This is a genomic window from Streptococcus cristatus (genome assembly GCF_003943465.1).
Classification (GTDB): Bacteria; Bacillota; Bacilli; order Lactobacillales; family Streptococcaceae; genus Streptococcus; species Streptococcus cristatus_C.
The window spans coordinates 60,793-77,346 of the sequence record NZ_RJPR01000009.1; the positions used below are offsets into that span (position 1 = coordinate 60,793).

The window sequence follows — 16,554 nt, forward strand, 5'->3', positions numbered from 1 at the left end:
TCTTAAAAATGAATGTCAAGACAAAAAACCAAAAAATTAGCACTCTTTTTGCAAGAGTGCTAAAAATCAGTCTCAAGTCCTAGAAATCTTTAATTAGATAGGATTCATTTTACAATTCTTTTGGTGAGCTTTAAGCTTTTTCATAGCCCAATCATAGTGGCTGGATGTAGCACTGACAAAATAAGAACCCAAGGTCGTTCCGCCCGTCCAATTATAAACTCCTTTAGAAAATAATTCTTCATTGGTCAAGGTTGCGACTAGGTCCAGGACAGCTCTATGCGAACTAGCCAGCAAAGAACTTGCCTCCTCAAGAGAGGTCTGCTGGTGCTTTTCCCAAAATGCGACATTCATATCACCATAGGTTCTCCAATTGTAGGGAGCAGGTAGGAAGGACTTCTCTTCTCCCCTTTGATTGGCCTGCACCCAGTTTAGCAGCAGTTGGTGCCACTCATAAAGATGGATTAAGACATCCCTCAGATTCCGATCACGCTTCCAGTGAGCTTCTTTCTTTTTCTCATCCTTTGAAAAATCAAAGGGCCTCGCCAACTCTTCTGCTGTCATGTTCGAAATAAGCAGATTGAGTTTTTCGAAATTTTCTGTAGCTGCAGCCAGTAAATCGTTTTTTGTTGTAGGTCTTGGCATGACAAATTCCTCCTATCTGACGGAATACCTTAAGATGGTTTTCAACTTTTCTTCTGGTGTCCTATTTTTGTTGCTTAAGTAAATCTCTCTGTGGACTTGGTCGCATCTCTCCAGTCCCAAGCTGATTGCCAGCTCGTCCATTTTCTCAAAAGAGGCCGGCTCACTGTCATAACTTCCTATGTGTAAGACCTGAATGGCTCGCTCCTCTGGCAATCTCTGCAAACGGATGTCGTCGTAGAGGGGATTGGGCTTTTTCTTATGGACATTCTCAAGCGCCGCCGCAAACATGTCCTGAGTGATGATAGTGGGCTGCTGAATCATGAGCTGATAGCGAAGCTGACTTTTATCGAAGCCTTCCCCAGCAGCTTTTTCCCAAATCCCTTCCAAAGGATAAACCGTAAAATCCGTCACCTTATCCTCCGCCTCGTTTTTCATCATGGATTTAAAGAGCATTTTTATGGAATAGGCCAGTGAATAAAGGGCAGATACCCGCTCATAGAAATCTGCTTCATTGGGGTCGCCCTCTCCTTCGATCACAATGAACTGTTGACTCGGCACCTCTACCAGCTCTGGCTTTTGCTTAGCTCCATAAAGGCCTCTCTCGCTCTTTCTCCATTCATATTTCATCTTGCTCCCCCCTTCTCTCTTCTTATCTATTAGTATACAAGAAGATACCTGACACCCTATGTCAAGTTTTATATTTTTCTATCAACCTAGAAAGTATTTCTTTCATTTTCACTCGGATTTCGGGCGGATCTAAGACCTCCACAGAGTCTCCAAAGGACAGGATGTAACTGTACAAACGGTGATCGTTGGGAATCTCGATTTCTGTATATAAATTTCCTTCCGCATCTGTCCGAATGTCTCCGCTTAGTTCATCATAAACCCTGAAGGCCACTTTGCGATCAAACTTGACTGTCAACTTAATGGTATTTTCATAGGTCAGTTCCTTTTCCAAGACGACATCTTCAAAGCTGTCCTCAAACTTTTCATCCAGCCGCTCCAGATTTTTCATCCTAGATAGTTTAAAATACCTGAATTCCTGTCGCAAGAGGCAGAAAGCATAGAGGTACCAACTCTGATTTTTAAACAACAAGCGTACAGGCTTGACACGACGGCTTGTCTCCCGCTCATCACTAGCAAAGTAAGAAAAAGAAACAAGGTGCTTGCCTAGAATTGCAGTTTTTAGTTGATGAAAGATAGCTTCATATGCTTTATCGTTTTGCCAGTGGTTAAAATCGATTTCGATCCAGTTGGGATTTCTGACTTGAAATAGCGCCGAAAGCTTTGTAAGCAGGTCACTTTGGTAAAGCTGACTGGTGCTGTCCATACCTTGCAGAGCAGCCATAATCTGCTCTTTCTCCTCCGCTGTCAGCAAGGACTTTCGCAAGATAAAATCCTCCGCGATTTCTATACCGCCACCCTTTCCTTGCGTGGTATAAATCGGAACCCCAGCGCTGCTTAGAGAGTCCACGTCTCGATAAATAGTCCGAACCGAAACTTCAAATTTCTCTGCTAGCTCCGTTGCAGTCACTTTCCCTCTCTCCAAAATGTAGTACAATATCCGAAATAGTCGATTATTCTGCATGCCTGCTCCTTCTCCTCTTCCTATTATACAATACTTGCCATAGCATGTCATATTTAGGCAGGTTAGACCTAGGATAAGCTGAAATGAAAAAGAGAGTGGGACAGAAATCGGTAATTCGTTAGAATTCGATTTCGTCGTCCCACCTCCGCACAGTTGAGTAGGGCTGTAAAAGCTTATGAAATCAGCGTAGTAGAGCCCACTCAACCACTACGTCTTGCTCGACAATCCAAAGACAATTGAGAGGCTAGGACTTTCGTCCCAGCCTCTTTTAGTAATTAGAAACCTTATTTCCGATAGATGTTATTCTCATGACCACTACTAAGCTTTACCATTATTTCCTGCGACAGGGGCAAATGTTGGCAAAGCCACCCCCTCTTTTAGCAGGGCTTCATGGTAGAGCTTATAGAAAATATGGTACAGGCTCGCTTGCATACCGCTTGCAACGATTAGACTAATTCGGAAATAAAACTGGCCGCTCGCAGTCATTTGCGGTCCCAGAATATCAGGTTCCTTCAAAACTTCTGGATGTTCTGGCACAGCTTCCTGATTGACAGCAGCGATAATCCGATAAATCTCATCCAAATCCGTCTCGGCATAGATAGGAATATCAATCAAAACCCGCATATCGCCACGAGAAAGATTGCTGACTACGGTGATATTTCGGTTGGGCACAAAGTGAAGAGTTCCGTCCGCATCGCGTACCTGCGTAGTCCGAATCCCAACACTGACAACCGTTCCTGCGATCTTGATAGCACCATTGGTCAAGCGAACATTATCCCCTACATCCAACTGACGCTCTAAGAGAATAAAGAAACCGTTGACTAGGTCGGACAGAAAGCCCTGCGCTCCCATCCCAATAGCTACTCCAGCAATCCCTGCCCCAGCTAAAAGACTTGAGACCGGCATACCCAAAATCGATAAAATCCAGTAGAGCAAGAGAAAATAAAGTACATAATTGAGTAAATTCTCAATTAAGCGCATAATGGTCTTTTGCCGAGCGACATCCTGCCGAGATAATTTCAAAGATGGCGCAATCAGTCTAGTCACAAAAAGATGGAGAATTTTCTTAGCCACCCAAAATAGTAAGCACAAAAAGACCAAGGAGACGAATTTTGAAAATACATCATCCAGAATAGCTGACCAGTTGAATTGCTGGAAATAGCGCGTAAAAACATTCTCATTAGCTGTCATTCTTTCCTCCTATGAGATACAAAAATCTTATTCATTATACCACAAAGGGCGACAGATAGGCATCAAAGCACCCTTATTCCGCATAGCGAATACTTAAAAAACATTGATTTTATACGACCTCTAGCGTATAATGGAAAACAGTTTATTTTAGAAAGGGAGCTACTATGTTTCATCGAATTCTTTCTGCTTGGAATCGCGCCAATCTTATCAAACGGATTTCTATTGGGATTGTCACAGGCGCCCTGCTGGCTCTTATTTTCCCATAAGCCAGCGCCATTAGCCTCCTCGGCCAAATCTTTGTCGGCGGTCTAAAAGCTATCGCACCACTGCTCGTTTTCACTCTCGTTGCCAACGCCCTCTCTCAGCACCAAAAGGGGCAGAAAAGCAATATGAAAACCGTCATTATCCTCTATCTAATCGGGACTTTTGCGGCTGCTCTTGTCGCTGTCCTCGCCAACTATGTCTTTCCTGTAACCATCGAGCTGACCGCAGCTAGCTCGGAAGTCAGTCCACCAGAAGGCATCGGCCAAGTTCTGAGCAATCTCCTCCTCAACCTTGTCGATAATCCAATCAACGCCCTGACCAAGGCTAATTATATCGGTATTCTGGCTTGGGCAGTCGTCTTTGGAGTGGCCATGCGAGAAGCAAGTCAGCAAAGTAAAGAACTCTTGAAAACACTGGCAGATATTACTTCGAAGATTGTCGAATGGATCATCAATCTAGCTCCCTTTGGTATTTTAGGACTGGTGTACACGACCATTTCTGGCAAAGGATTTGAGGCACTTAAGAGCTACGGCATGCCCCTTCTCCTACTACTAGGTTCCATGGTCCTTGTTGCGCTGGTCGTCAATCCCTTGATTGTCTCCATCCTTCTTCAAAAAAATCCTTATCCACTGGTTTGGCGCTGCTTAAAAGTCAGTGGCGTCACCGCCTTTTCACTCGTAGTTCGGCTGCCAATATCCCTGTTAATATGAAACTTTGTCGAGATTTGGGTCTCAATCCTGAAGCCTACTCGGTCTCTATCCCACTCGGTTCCACTATCAACATGGCAGGAGCAGCGGTGACAATCAACACGCTTACCCTCGCAGCAGCCAACACACTGGGCATTCAGGTGGACTTTGGAACAGCACTGGTGCTTAGCATCGTTGCAGCCATTTCTGCCTGCGGGGCTTCTGGAGTGGCTGGAGGCTCGCTTCTCTTGATTCCTGTGGCTTGTAGCCTCTTTGGTATCCCAAACGATCTGGCTATGCAAGTCGTCAGCGTTGGTTTTGTCATCGGTGTCATCCAAGACTCTTGCGAAACCGCCCTCAACTCATCCACAGACGTGCTTTTTACAGCTGTTGCTGAAACGAGCACCTGGCCCAAGGAAAAACGTTATTAAACAAAGCACTGAGGCTGGGACAAAAGTCCCAGCCTCTCAATTGTCTTTGGATTGTCGAGCAAGACGCAGTGGTTGAGTGGGCTCCACTACGCTGACTTCATCAGCTTTTACAGCCCTACTCAACTGTGCGGAGGTGGGACGACGAAATCGAATTCTAACGAATTACCGATTTCTGTCCCACTCTCAGTTTTTTATTTTGTCCTACGAGATACTTTCCTCACTCTTTCCTTAAAGAAGATTTAACTTTTTCTTAAAGATAACTGATATCAGCTAGCTTTAAGCCGCAATCTGTATACTTTCTACACATCATCTAAGAAAGAGGTATGGATATGGACTATCTAGTGATTCCGGCTTACGAGCCCGATTATAATTTGATTAAACTGATTCAAAAAATTCAGAGCAAGAGCGATTTTCATATCATTGTCATCGATGACGGCAGCTCAGCTAAGCGCCAGACAGTCTTTGACAAGGCTGAACAATATGCGACTGTCCTCCATCACGAAAACAATCAAGGCAAAGGACAAGCATTGAAAACTGCCTTCACCTACATCCAGTCTCTGGGTCAATACGGAACGGTTATCACAGCAGATGCAGATGGCCAACACAAGGTTTGGGATATTTTCCGCGTGGCAACCAAGGCTGCCGAACATCCCAATCAGCTGATTCTGGGCGCACGCGCCTTTACTGGCAAGGTGCCTCTGCGCAGCCGCTTCGGCAACAGCCTGACTCGGGCTCTCTTCAAGCTTCAGACTGGCGTAGGTGTCTCCGATACTCAGACCGGTTTGCGGGCCTTTACGACCAACATGATTCCCTTTATGCTGAAGGTAGAGGGCCAGCGCTATGAGTATGAAATGAACATGCTCTTAGAAGCCAGCAAGGAATATCCCATTTTGGAAGTGCCCATTGAGACGGTCTATATCAATGATAATGAAGGTTCGCACTTCCGGCCTGTTAGAGACGGACTCATGATTTATAAAAATATCTTTAAATTTGCTCTGACCTCTCTCAGCAGTTTCATCGTCGACTACATGGTCTATGCACTAGCTCTCTTATTTTTAGCTGCTGCTCCGACCAGCCTGAGAATTCTTCTAGCCAACGGGATTGCCCGCGTGACCAGCTCGGTCTTCAACTATTCGACCAATAAAAAACTGGTCTTTAAGAACGACGACAGCATTCTCAAGACAGGGACTAGCTATTTCAGCCTAGCTCTGGCGCTCTTCGTCTTGGATACACTGCTGATTCGCCTCTTCTACGCTGTCTTCGGTCTCAATCTTCTGATTGTCAAGATCATCGTCGGACTGCTGCTTTTCACCATCTCTTGGATGGTACAAAAGAGATTTATTTTTAAGGAAAGGACACACACTGCATCATGAAATTTTTAAAGAAAGGCTATGCCTACGCCTCGATTTTCGGGCTACTTCTGACAGCTTCCTTCAGCTACTCCATGCTGAAAACCTTCGTCATCGCGGAGACCATTTCCACAGTCTCAAGCACCGCTTCATCATCCAATGCCGAGGCTGCCAGCAAGGCTGCGGAAACGGCAACAGTGACAGATACCAGCTATTCAGACGATAACATCTCGGTCACGCTGACTGAAAAGACCGTCAACAATACCCAAGTCTACGTTGCCGATGTGACCGTCAGCTCCGCTGAATATTTGAAAACAGCCCTTGCCAATAACACCTACGGAACCAACATCACAGCCAAGACTTCAGAAACGGCCGCTAATAACAAGGCCATCCTAGCGGTTAACGGCGACTACTACGGTGCCAATTCTACCGGATACGTCATCCGCAACGGCGTCGTCTACCGTGATACCGTCCGAGAGGACGCCAGCAATGGGGACTTGGCCATTTACAAAGACGGCTCCTTCAAGATTATCTATGAAGACCAAGTCTCTGCCGAACAACTGGTCAAAGACGGTGTGGTCAATCTCTTGGCCTTCGGCCCAGCCCTTGTAGAAAATGGTGAGATTGTCGTGAATACCAAGTCCGAAGTCGGCCAGTCCATGGCTTCCAATCCACGAACAGCTATCGGTATCATTGATGAAAACCACTACATCATCATCGTCTCAGACGGACGCACCTCAGAAAGCGAGGGACTTTCCCTCTACCAGATGGCAGAAATCATGAAATCTTACGGTGTCAAGACCGCCTACAACCTTGATGGCGGTGGCTCCTCTACACTTTACTTTAACGGTCAGGTCATTAACAAACCTACAACCAATGGAAATACTATCTCAGAAAGGTCGGTGAGTGATATTGTCTACATCGGTTACTAATCCCAGCAAAAAACGTTTTAGAAAAACAGCCCTTATCTACGCACTATTAACTATTTTCTTCTTTGCTTTCAGCAGAATCTATGAATCCTTCAGCTTCGGGGAAACATCTATCCACATGCACTATCTCTTTGCCCTTCCTCTCGTTGGGGGCATCCTCCTCCTGCTCTTTATGAAGACCATTCCTAACCTCTCTCGGCTCAGCCTTAACCTCTGGAACTCAGCTGTAGCCACTATGACAGCCGGTATGCTCTTCCGTGGCATCGTCAATCTCTCTGGGCGCTCCACGACACTGGATATGCCCTACTGGTATGTAGGAGCAGCCTTTGCGGCTCTGGCTCTATTCTCCATGGTCTTTACGCGCAGTGTGTGGTTAGATAATAAAGAGACCAACTCAATGTCCTAATCTCATAAAAAAACAGAAAGGTCGTGGTGTTTAAGCCACGACCTTTTCTTGAACACAAATCTGCTTTTTTATAATCAACAATAGAACTTCTAAGAAAATCTTTGCTATCACATGGAAATGAAACTGACTTGTAAGATTAGACGATTCTACCCTGATCAACAACCAACTTGCCTGCCTTATAAACCTGATGGGTCAGGTTGGTCGCAAAGAAATAAAGTGGATAGTCAATGTTCTTAGCGTCTAGGATGGTAATATCCGCCTGCTTGCCAGTGTCAAAGCTGCCAATCTTATCTTGGCGGTTAACTGAGTAGGCCGCATTGATGGTTACAGCGTTGAGAACTTCCACTGGTGTCAGGCGCATCATAAAGCAGCCCAGCTGCATGACGAACTGCAGGTTAGCTGTTGGACAGGAGCCTGGATTGCTGTCGGTGGTCAGGGTGATGGCCATACCAGCTTCCAGCATCTTGCGGGCTGGTGCATAGGTATCTTCCATCAGACTGAAGGTAGTCGCTGGTAGGAGATTCCCGATAACCTTGGCTTCTGCCATCTTACGAATGCCTTCATCGGTTGCTACCATCAAGTGCTCTGCGCTAGTTGCTCCTAGCTCAGCTGCTACATCTACTCCACCGATCGATTCGATTTCATCAGCATGGATGCGAAGCTTGAAGCCCATTTCCTTAGCCTTAGAAAGCAGGTAGCGTGACTCGTCAGCTGTAAAGACGCCTTTTTCACAGAAAATATCACAGAATTCAGCTAGATTTTCTGCTTTTACCCGAGGCAGCATTTCCTCGACGATAAGCTCCAGATATTCCTGAGAGCGTCCCTTGTATTCTGGTGGAACGGCGTGGGCAGCCATAAAGGTAGAAACGAGGTCAATCTCGTGGTCACGGTCCAGAGCCCCAACGACATCTAGCTGGCGCTTCTCTGTTTCCCAGTCCAGACCGTAGCCACTCTTAGCCTCAACAGTCGTCACCCCATGAAGCAGCATATAGTCCAGCAGTCTCTTGGACTTATCGTAGAGAGTATCAAAAGAAGCTTCTCGCGTCGCCTGGACCGTACTGAGAATACCGCCGCCTTGAGCAAGAATTTCCAGATAAGGGACACCAGCTAATTTCTTAGCAAATTCATGCTCCCGGCTACCGCCATAAACCAAGTGAGTGTGACAGTCAATTAAGCCAGGTGTGGCAATCTTGCCCTCATAAGACTGAATCTTAGTATCAGGTCCAACCAGACTGGTATCCGGTTCTCCGCTGCCAACTGCTAGGATTTTGCCGTCTTTGACTGCAATGTAGCCGTCCTCCAAGACCTGAGCTTCCTTCATCTCCTCACCAAAAAGGGGATGTCCGAGGTCCTTGGGACAGAAGACTTGATTAAAGTGAGTTAATAGTAAATCAGCAGTCATGCTTGTTCCTCCATTTCATTTTCCAACTTATTCGCTTTCCATCATAATACACTATCGTCAAATTATAGTCAAAAATCAATATATATTAGATATATTGATATTTTTTATCTTTAGAAATATTTTCTTGACTTTGTACTGACGGCGCTGTTATACAATAAGGTCAAATCTTAAGTTATTTTACAAGGAGGAAATAAACATGTCATTCTACAGCGAACAAGATATTGCGGCAGCAATGACCGTCAAATTAGACGATGTATTACCTGAAAAAACGGTTTTCCAAGAAGGCATCCGCCGAGCACCTGACCGGGGCTTCCGTTTGACTCAAGCTCAAACCGAAATTGCTTTAAAAAATGCCCTTCGCTATATTCCAAAGAGATTCCATGAGGAAGTAATTCCAGAATTCTTGGAAGAACTGAAAACTCGTGGACGGATTTATGGCTACCGCTGGCGTCCAAAAGAACGCATCTACGGTAAACCAATTGATGAATATAAAGGAAACTGTACTGCAGCCAAAGCTATGCAGGTCATGATTGACAACAACCTGAGCTTTGAAATCGCCCTTTATCCTTATGAATTGGTTACCTACGGAGAAACTGGATCTGTCTGCGCTAACTGGATGCAGTACAACCTGATCAAGAAATACTTGGAAGTCATGACCGACCATCAAACCTTGGTCGTGGAATCTGGCCACCCGCTCGGACTCTTCAAATCCAAACCAGAAGCACCTCGTGTTATCATCACTAATGGCCTCTTGGTCGGTGAATATGACAATATGAAGGACTGGGAAATTGCGGAAGAAATGGGTGTCACCAACTACGGTCAAATGACAGCCGGCGGTTGGATGTACATCGGTCCTCAAGGTATCGTCCATGGTACTTTCAACACTCTCCTCAATGCTGGACGTTTGAAGCTGGATGTGGCTGACGACGGCGACCTGACTGGCAAACTCTTTATCTCTTCTGGTCTGGGTGGCATGAGTGGAGCTCAAGGGAAAGCAGCTGAAATTGCTAAAGCTGTAGCAATCATAGCTGAAGTAGACCAATCTCGGATTGAAACCCGTCACTCACAAGGCTGGATTAGCCAATTGGCTGAAAGTCCAAAAGAAGCAATCGACTTGGCTCAAAAAGCTCTGGAAGCTGGCGAATCAACTTCTATTGCCTATCATGGTAACATTGTAGATCTCTTAGAATATGTCAACGAGAACAATATCCATGTCGATTTGCTGTCTGACCAAACTTCTTGCCACAATGTCTATGACGGCGGCTACTGTCCGGCTGGTATCAGCTTTGAAGAGCGGACTCGCCTCCTAGCTGAAGACAAGGAAACCTTTGTTAAGTTGGTTGACCAAACCTTGGAACGTCACTTCAAGGCGATCAAGACCTTGACTAGCAACGGCACCTACTTCTTTGACTACGGTAATGCCTTTATGAAGGCAGTCTATGACTCTGGCATCAAGGAAATTTCTAAGAATGGCTTTGACGACAAAGACGGCTTCATCTGGCCATCTTATGTAGAAGATATCATGGGGCCTATGCTCTTTGACTATGGTTACGGTCCTTTCCGTTGGGTATGTCTGAGCGGTAAGCACGAAGACCTAGTCGCTACTGACCACGCTGCTATGGAAGTGATCGACCCTAACCGCCGCTATCAAGACCGCGATAACTATAACTGGATCCGCGATGCAGAAAAGAACCAGTTGGTTGTTGGAACTCAGGCTCGGATTCTCTATCAAGACTGCATGGGTCGTGTCAATATCGCCCTCAAGTTCAATGAATTAGTCCGCGAAGGCAAGATTGGTCCTGTCATGATCGGCCGTGACCACCACGACGTATCTGGTACCGACTCACCATTCCGTGAAACTTCTAATATTAAGGACGGTTCCAATGTTACCTGCGACATGGCTGTGCAATGTTACGCTGGTAATGCAGCTCGTGGTATGAGTTTGGTAGCTCTCCACAACGGTGGTGGAACGGGTATCGGTAAAGCGATCAACGGTGGTTTTGGCTTGGTACTGGACGGCAGCGAACGCATCGATGAAATCATCAAATCTGCTATCGCTTGGGATACAATCGGCGGAGTTGCACGTCGTAACTGGGCTCGCAATGAGCATGCTATTGAGACAGCTATCGAGTACAACCGTCTCCACCAAGGAACAGATCACATCACTATTCCATACTTAACTGACGAAGATCTGGTCAAAGAATCTGTTAAGAAATTGTTCGAATAGGAAAAACTTGTCCCCCGACTTCTGAACTGAGCTAGATCTCACATCTAGCTCAGCTGGAAGTTCCACTTTATTCACTTTGTAATTTTAATAACATATAACACGAGGTAATATCTTATGGCAAAAATTGTTGAATGTATTCCTAACTTTTCTGAAGGCCGCAACCAAGCGGTCATTGACGGTCTAGTGGAAGTAGCTAAGAGCGTGCCAGGTGTAACACTTCTGGACCACTCTTCTGATGCCAGCCACAACCGCAGCGTCTTTACCTTGGTCGGTGATGACCAAAACATTCAGGAAGTTGCCTTTCGTTTGGTCAAATACGCTTCTGAAAATATTGACTTGACCAAGCACCAAGGGGAACACCCTCGTATGGGCGCAACTGATGTCCTGCCTTTTGTACCGATCAAGGACATCACAAGTGAGGAATGCGTAGAAATTGCGAAGACCGTATCTGAGCGGATCAATCGTGAGCTCGGTATTCCTATCTTCCTCTATGAAGATGCAGCGACTCGTCCTGAGCGTAAGAACTTGGCTAAGGTTCGTAAAGGACAGTTTGAAGGCATGCCTGAAAAACTCTTGGAACCTGACTGGGCTCCAGACTATGGTGAAAGAAAGATTCACCCAACTGCTGGTGTCACTGCTGTCGGAGCGAGAATGCCACTCATCGCCTACAACATCAACTTGGATACAGACAATCTGGAAATTGCCAACAACATTGCCAAAATCATCCGTGGATCAAGCGGTGGTTACAAGTACTGTAAAGCAATCGGTGTTATGCTGGAAGACCGCAACATTGCTCAGGTTTCTATCAACATGGTCAATCTGGAAAAATTCCCACTCTATCGTGTCTTTGAAACTGTTCGCTTTGAAGCTAAGCGCTACGGAGTTGGAATCCTCGGCTCAGAAGTCATCGGTTTGGCTCCAGCTAAGGCTTTGATTGATGCAGCAGAATACTATCTGCAAATCGAAGACTTTGACTACAGCAAGCAAGTTCTGGAAAACCATTTGCTGGGCTAGGAGGACAGAAACCTATGAAATTAGTAGATTTAAGCTTGACAGAATTTGCCCAAGTCCTAGGCTCAGATGCTCCTGCACCAGGAGGCGGCTCTGCCGCTGCTCTTTCCGCAGCCAACGGTATTTCCCTGACTAAGATGGTCTGTGAATTGACCCTTGGCAAGAAAAAATACGCAGAATTTGAAGCAGAAATTGCTCAAGTGCACACAGAAAGTGCTCGCCTCCAAGAAAGTCTGCTCGCAGCTATTGACAAGGACACTGAAGCCTTCAATCTAGTCTCCGCCGTCTTTGATATGCCTAAGGAAACAGAGGAAGACAAGGCCGCCCGTCGAGAAGCGATGCAACAAGCCCTCAAGGAAGCGACCAAGTCACCTTATGGCATGATGGAAGACATCTTGACTGCCCTGCAAACAACTCAAAAGGCTGTTGGCAAGTCCAATACCAATGCTGCCAGCGACCTGGGAGTCGCAGCTCTCAACCTTAAGGCTGGTTTGCAAGGGGCTTGGCTAAATGTCCTCATCAACTTGTCAGGCGTCAAGGATGAAGCATTCGTCGCAGACTACCGCAGCAAGGGTGAAGAGCTCCTACAAAAAGGCTGCTCTCTAGCAGATGAAATTTATCAAGAAATTTTGAAAGTTGTCTAATAAATAAACGGAAGAGAAGTTCGCTCTTTCCCATGAATGGACTTTCTTTTCTCAAGAGGTAACAATATGGTTTTATCAGATATTGAAATTGCCAATTCGGTTCAAATGAAGCCCATCAAAGAAGTGGCAGAAAAGCTAGGAATTGCTGAAGACGCCTTGTCTCTTTATGGAAATTACAAGGCAAAAATCAGTGCCGGCCAACTGGAAGCTTTAAAAGACAAGCCAGACGGCAAACTGATTCTCGTGACCGCTATTTCTCCGACACCAGCTGGAGAAGGTAAGACCACGACTTCTGTTGGATTGGTCGATGCACTAGCTGCTATCGGCAAAAAAGCCGTTATTGCTCTACGGGAACCTTCACTCGGACCTGTCTTTGGTATCAAGGGCGGAGCTGCTGGCGGTGGTCACGCCCAGGTTGTACCCATGGAAGACATCAACCTCCATTTCACTGGTGACTTTCATGCCATCGGTGTTGCCAACAACCTGCTAGCAGCCCTCATTGACAACCATATCCACCATGGCAATGCCTTAGGCATCGACTCTCGCCGCATCACTTGGAAGCGGGCAGTTGATATGAATGACCGGCAGTTGCGCCACATTGTGGATGGCTTGCAGGGCAAGGTCAACGGTGTTCCGCGTGAAGACGGTTTTGACATTACAGTTGCTTCTGAGGTTATGGCTATTCTCTGTCTGTCCGAAAATATCACTGACCTCAAGAACCGTTTGGAAAAAATCATCATTGGCTACAGCTTTGAAGGTAAACCAGTAACTGCCAAGGATCTGAAAGCTGGTGGCGCTATGGCTGCTGTGCTCAAAGATGCTATCCATCCAAACTTGGTTCAAACCCTGGAACACACACCAGCCTTGATTCACGGTGGACCTTTTGCCAACATTGCCCATGGCTGTAACAGTGTCCTAGCTACCAAGCTGGCTCTCAAATATGCCGACTATGCAGTCACAGAAGCTGGTTTCGGTGCTGACCTAGGTGCTGAAAAATTCATTGATATCAAGTGTCGTACATCTGGCCTTCGTCCAGCGGCTGTAGTTCTGGTTGCTACCATCCGCGCTCTCAAGATGCACGGTGGTGTTGCTAAGAGCGACCTGGCTGAAGAAAATGTCCAAGCCGTTGTAGATGGGCTGCCAAACTTGGAAAAACATCTGGAAAACATTCAAGATGTTTATGGATTGCCAGCAGTCGTTGCCATCAATAAATTCCCGCTGGACACTGAAGCAGAATTGCAAGCAGTTTATGACGCCTGCCAAAAACGCGGGGTTGACGTCGTGATTTCCGACGTCTGGGCAAATGGCGGAGCCGGCGGTAAAGAGTTGGCTGAAAGAGTCGTTGAACTGGCCGAAGGAGACAATCACTTCCAATTTGTATATAATGAAGAGGACTCTATTGAAACCAAGCTGAACAAAATTGTTACTAAGGTTTATGGAGGCAAGGGCGTTCGCCTGACTCCTGCTGCTAAACGCGAGCTCAAACAACTGGAAGAGCTGGGCTTCTCCAACTATCCTATCTGTATGGCTAAGACTCAGTACTCCTTCTCAGACGATGCTAAGAAACTGGGCGCACCTAAAGACTTTGTTGTGACTATCAGCCAGCTCAAAGTTTCTGCTGGTGCAGGCTTTATCGTCGCTCTGACTGGTGCGATCATGACCATGCCAGGGTTGCCTAAAATGCCAGCCAGCGAAAAGATTGATGTTGACAAAGACGGCAATATCAGCGGTTTGTTCTAATAAATACCAAAAATGACAAATGTAACCCTTCTAAAATCAAACGATTTTCAAGTTTCCGATTGGTCGGGGGGAAAGACAAAACAACTTTATCTTTCCCCGCCAACTGGCCACTATGGCAAGCGTGACTTTGACTATCGACTCTCAACAGCGACTGTGGAGTTGGCTGAAAGTCAGTTTTCTGACCTCAGCGGCTTTCACCGCATTCTCATGAGCCTGGACCATACACTTCATCTCCACAATGCCAGCCGGCAGGAGGAAACGGTTCTAGCTCCCTTTACCTCCTATTTTTTCGAAGGGAGTGATTCTATCACAAGTCGTGGGACTTGTACCGACTTTAACTTAATCTACAGCGACCATTATCAGGGACAGATGATTGCCATATCGGATGGACAAGAGCTTAGCCGAGATGAAGCCATTCAATTTATCTATGCCTTGGGTGATCTGACGGTGACTGGAACAGACCTGCCAGCACTTAACCTAGAGACAGGGCAACTTCTGATAGTGGAAAAAGAGACTCAGGAAACTGAGCTGCAAATAATGTTTTCGAGTGACCAGCCAACGGGTGCTCCCCTTGCTATATGGGCTGGTTTGACCCATATCCCTACTAAGTAAAGATACAAGGATGTCCTATCATCGTTCTATCTTTACTTGGAAAGGATCCCACATCTCTAAAGGAGAAACATTATTATGAATGCGACTAAACTCACTGCACAAGAACAAGAGCGAGAAAATGCGAAATTCAGCTTTTCTGGCGCTACTCTCTATGGTATCAATGCTGTTATCGGTTCAGGAATTTTCCTCCTGCCTCAAAAGATTTATAAAGGACTGGGTCCTGCTTCTCTAGCTGTCATGCTGGGAACTGCCCTCCTCGTTATTCTCTTAGCCGTCTGCTTGGCAGAAACTGCTGGTTATTTTAATAAAAACGGCGGAGCCTTCCAATATTCCAAAGCAGCCTTTGGGGACTTTGTCGGATTTAATGTTGGCTTCCTAGGCTGGGCGGTTACCATCATCGCTTGGTCAGCAATGGCAGCCGGATTTGCGAGACTTTTTGTCATTACTTTTAAATCCTTTGTCCCCTATGAACTTCTACTCAGTGTGAGCCTGATTATCCTACTCAGTCTGATGAATATATCAGGTCTTAAGACCTCCAAAATGTTCACCTTGACCGCAACCGTAGCCAAGCTCATCCCAATTGTCGCTTTCAGTCTATGTGCAATTTTCTTCATCAAAGGAGGAATTGACAAAGGAAACTTCACTCCGTTTCTTCAGCTAGAATCTGGCGTAGATATCATGAAAGCCATCTCTAGTACAGCGATCTACATTTTCTACGGTTTCATCGGATTTGAAACCATGTCTATCGTTGCTGGTGAAATGCGCAACCCAGAAAAGAATGTGCCTCGAGCTATTTTGGGCTCTATCAGTATTGTCTCTGTTCTCTATATGCTAATTATCGCAGGAACTATCGCCATGTTAGGCAGCCGTATCCTGCAGACAGATGCCTCTGTGCAAGATGCCTTTGTCGAAATGATTGGTCCTGCTGGAGCATGGATTGTTTCGATCGGAGCGCTGATCTCTATTGCTGGACTTAACATCGGGGAATCTATCATGGTCCCACGTTATGGTGCAGCCATAGCAGATGAAGGCTTGTTACCTAAAAAAATCGCTGAAACCAATGCTAAAAACGCTCCTGTAATTGCCATTATTATCTCCGGACTTTTGGCCATCGCCCTGCTCTTTACAGGAACATTTGAAGTATTAGCGGCTCTCAGCGTAGTCTTCCGCTTCTTCCAATACATCCCAACTGCTCTAGCCGTATTGGTATTGAGAAAGAAATATCCAGATAAGAAAGTGGTCTTCCGCGTTCCATTTGGTCCTGTTATCCCAATTTTAGCGGTTCTAGTCAGCCTCATCATGATTTGGGGTGAAAACCCAATGAACTATGTCTATGGTCTCATCGGTGTCCTTGTCGCCAGCGCAGTCTACTATATCTACATAGTACTGATTTGTAAAAATAAAGTTCTTGAACAAAAAGGAGAATGAATCT

The 16,554-nt window shown here is 46.0% G+C and carries 14 protein-coding genes and 1 pseudogene; 10 read left to right on the plus strand and 5 right to left on the minus strand.

The features are described 5' to 3' along the window. Positions 1-93 precede the first annotated feature (93 nt). The 4 genes from D8793_RS08950 to D8793_RS08970 all read right to left on the minus strand — a co-directional run bounded on the left by D8793_RS08950 (position 94) and on the right by D8793_RS08970 (position 3,421). Positions 94-642 (minus strand): ClbS/DfsB family four-helix bundle protein, encoded by a 549-nt coding sequence (locus D8793_RS08950; RefSeq protein ID WP_125371605.1) that lies wholly within the window; start codon positions 640-642, stop codon positions 94-96. Positions 643-654: 12 nt separating this feature from the next. Continuing rightward, complete coding sequence (locus D8793_RS08955) at positions 655-1,269, minus strand: GyrI-like domain-containing protein (protein WP_125371606.1); 615 nt, start codon at positions 1,267-1,269, stop codon at positions 655-657. 61 nt (positions 1,270-1,330) lie between these two features. Next, entirely contained in the window at positions 1,331-2,230 is a 900-nt protein-coding gene (locus D8793_RS08960; protein WP_125371607.1) for a helix-turn-helix transcriptional regulator, read from the minus strand. A 318-nt stretch (positions 2,231-2,548) separates the two neighbouring features. Continuing rightward, entirely contained in the window at positions 2,549-3,421 is an 873-nt protein-coding gene (locus D8793_RS08970; RefSeq protein ID WP_125371608.1) for a mechanosensitive ion channel family protein, read from the minus strand. A gap of 164 nt (positions 3,422-3,585) precedes the next feature. Here D8793_RS08970 and sstT point away from each other — a divergent pair. The 4 genes and pseudogenes from sstT to D8793_RS08995 all read left to right on the plus strand — a co-directional run bounded on the left by sstT (position 3,586) and on the right by D8793_RS08995 (position 7,486). Beyond that, positions 3,586-4,802, plus strand: a pseudogene (gene sstT / locus D8793_RS08975) (serine/threonine transporter SstT). Positions 4,803-5,125: 323 nt separating this feature from the next. Then, a complete protein-coding gene (locus D8793_RS08985) occupies positions 5,126-6,175 on the plus strand; it encodes a bifunctional glycosyltransferase family 2/GtrA family protein (protein WP_125371609.1) in 1,050 nt (349 codons plus the stop codon). After that, positions 6,172-7,083 (plus strand): phosphodiester glycosidase family protein, encoded by a 912-nt coding sequence (locus D8793_RS08990; protein ID WP_125371610.1) that lies wholly within the window; start codon positions 6,172-6,174, stop codon positions 7,081-7,083. The genes D8793_RS08985 and D8793_RS08990 overlap by 4 nt, the downstream gene beginning before the upstream one ends. Then, positions 7,064-7,486 (plus strand): hypothetical protein, encoded by a 423-nt coding sequence (locus D8793_RS08995; RefSeq protein ID WP_185761050.1) that lies wholly within the window; start codon positions 7,064-7,066, stop codon positions 7,484-7,486. Before D8793_RS08990 ends, D8793_RS08995 begins: the two co-directional genes overlap by 20 nt. Before the next feature lie 136 nt (positions 7,487-7,622). On the opposite strand, the gene hutI is transcribed toward D8793_RS08995, so the two are convergent. Continuing rightward, the gene (gene hutI, locus D8793_RS09000; protein WP_125371612.1) at positions 7,623-8,888 is read right to left on the minus strand and encodes an imidazolonepropionase; all 1,266 of its coding nucleotides are present in this window, start codon (positions 8,886-8,888) and stop codon (positions 7,623-7,625) included. A 196-nt stretch (positions 8,889-9,084) separates the two neighbouring features. Between hutI and hutU the strand changes: the two genes are divergently transcribed. The 6 genes from hutU to D8793_RS09030 all read left to right on the plus strand — a co-directional run bounded on the left by hutU (position 9,085) and on the right by D8793_RS09030 (position 16,550). Beyond that, positions 9,085-11,115 (plus strand): urocanate hydratase, encoded by a 2,031-nt coding sequence (hutU, locus tag D8793_RS09005; RefSeq protein ID WP_125371613.1) that lies wholly within the window; start codon positions 9,085-9,087, stop codon positions 11,113-11,115. Positions 11,116-11,229: 114 nt separating this feature from the next. Beyond that, positions 11,230-12,129 carry a glutamate formimidoyltransferase gene (gene ftcD, locus D8793_RS09010; RefSeq protein ID WP_125371614.1) on the plus strand — a complete coding sequence of 300 codons (900 nt, stop codon included), beginning with the start codon at positions 11,230-11,232 and terminating at the stop codon, positions 12,127-12,129. Positions 12,130-12,143: 14 nt separating this feature from the next. Beyond that, complete coding sequence (locus D8793_RS09015; RefSeq protein WP_125371615.1) at positions 12,144-12,770, plus strand: cyclodeaminase/cyclohydrolase family protein; 627 nt, start codon at positions 12,144-12,146, stop codon at positions 12,768-12,770. A gap of 66 nt (positions 12,771-12,836) precedes the next feature. After that, a complete protein-coding gene (locus D8793_RS09020) occupies positions 12,837-14,510 on the plus strand; it encodes a formate--tetrahydrofolate ligase (RefSeq protein ID WP_125371616.1) in 1,674 nt (557 codons plus the stop codon). 12 nt (positions 14,511-14,522) lie between these two features. Further along, positions 14,523-15,122, plus strand: a complete 600-nt coding sequence (locus D8793_RS09025) for a HutD/Ves family protein (protein ID WP_125371617.1) — start codon at positions 14,523-14,525, stop codon at positions 15,120-15,122. 75 nt (positions 15,123-15,197) lie between these two features. Continuing rightward, the gene (locus D8793_RS09030; protein ID WP_125371618.1) at positions 15,198-16,550 is read left to right on the plus strand and encodes an APC family permease; all 1,353 of its coding nucleotides are present in this window, start codon (positions 15,198-15,200) and stop codon (positions 16,548-16,550) included. The last annotated feature ends 4 nt before the right edge of the window (positions 16,551-16,554 follow it).

Coding starts and splice junctions, on each gene's coding strand:
- D8793_RS08950 (WP_125371605.1), bottom strand. CDS start 642: ATGCCAAGACCTACAACAAAAAACGATTTACTGGCTGCAGCTACAGAA.
- D8793_RS08955 (WP_125371606.1), bottom strand. CDS start 1,269: ATGAAATATGAATGGAGAAAGAGCGAGAGAGGCCTTTATGGAGCTAAG.
- D8793_RS08960 (WP_125371607.1), bottom strand. CDS start 2,230: ATGCAGAATAATCGACTATTTCGGATATTGTACTACATTTTGGAGAGA.
- D8793_RS08970 (WP_125371608.1), bottom strand. CDS start 3,421: ATGACAGCTAATGAGAATGTTTTTACGCGCTATTTCCAGCAATTCAAC.
- D8793_RS08985 (WP_125371609.1), top strand. CDS start 5,126: ATGGATATGGACTATCTAGTGATTCCGGCTTACGAGCCCGATTATAAT.
- D8793_RS08990 (WP_125371610.1), top strand. CDS start 6,172: ATGAAATTTTTAAAGAAAGGCTATGCCTACGCCTCGATTTTCGGGCTA.
- hutI (WP_125371612.1), bottom strand. CDS start 8,888: ATGACTGCTGATTTACTATTAACTCACTTTAATCAAGTCTTCTGTCCC.
- hutU (WP_125371613.1), top strand. CDS start 9,085: ATGTCATTCTACAGCGAACAAGATATTGCGGCAGCAATGACCGTCAAA.
- ftcD (WP_125371614.1), top strand. CDS start 11,230: ATGGCAAAAATTGTTGAATGTATTCCTAACTTTTCTGAAGGCCGCAAC.
- D8793_RS09015 (WP_125371615.1), top strand. CDS start 12,144: ATGAAATTAGTAGATTTAAGCTTGACAGAATTTGCCCAAGTCCTAGGC.
- D8793_RS09020 (WP_125371616.1), top strand. CDS start 12,837: ATGGTTTTATCAGATATTGAAATTGCCAATTCGGTTCAAATGAAGCCC.
- D8793_RS09025 (WP_125371617.1), top strand. CDS start 14,523: ATGACAAATGTAACCCTTCTAAAATCAAACGATTTTCAAGTTTCCGAT.
- D8793_RS09030 (WP_125371618.1), top strand. CDS start 15,198: ATGAATGCGACTAAACTCACTGCACAAGAACAAGAGCGAGAAAATGCG.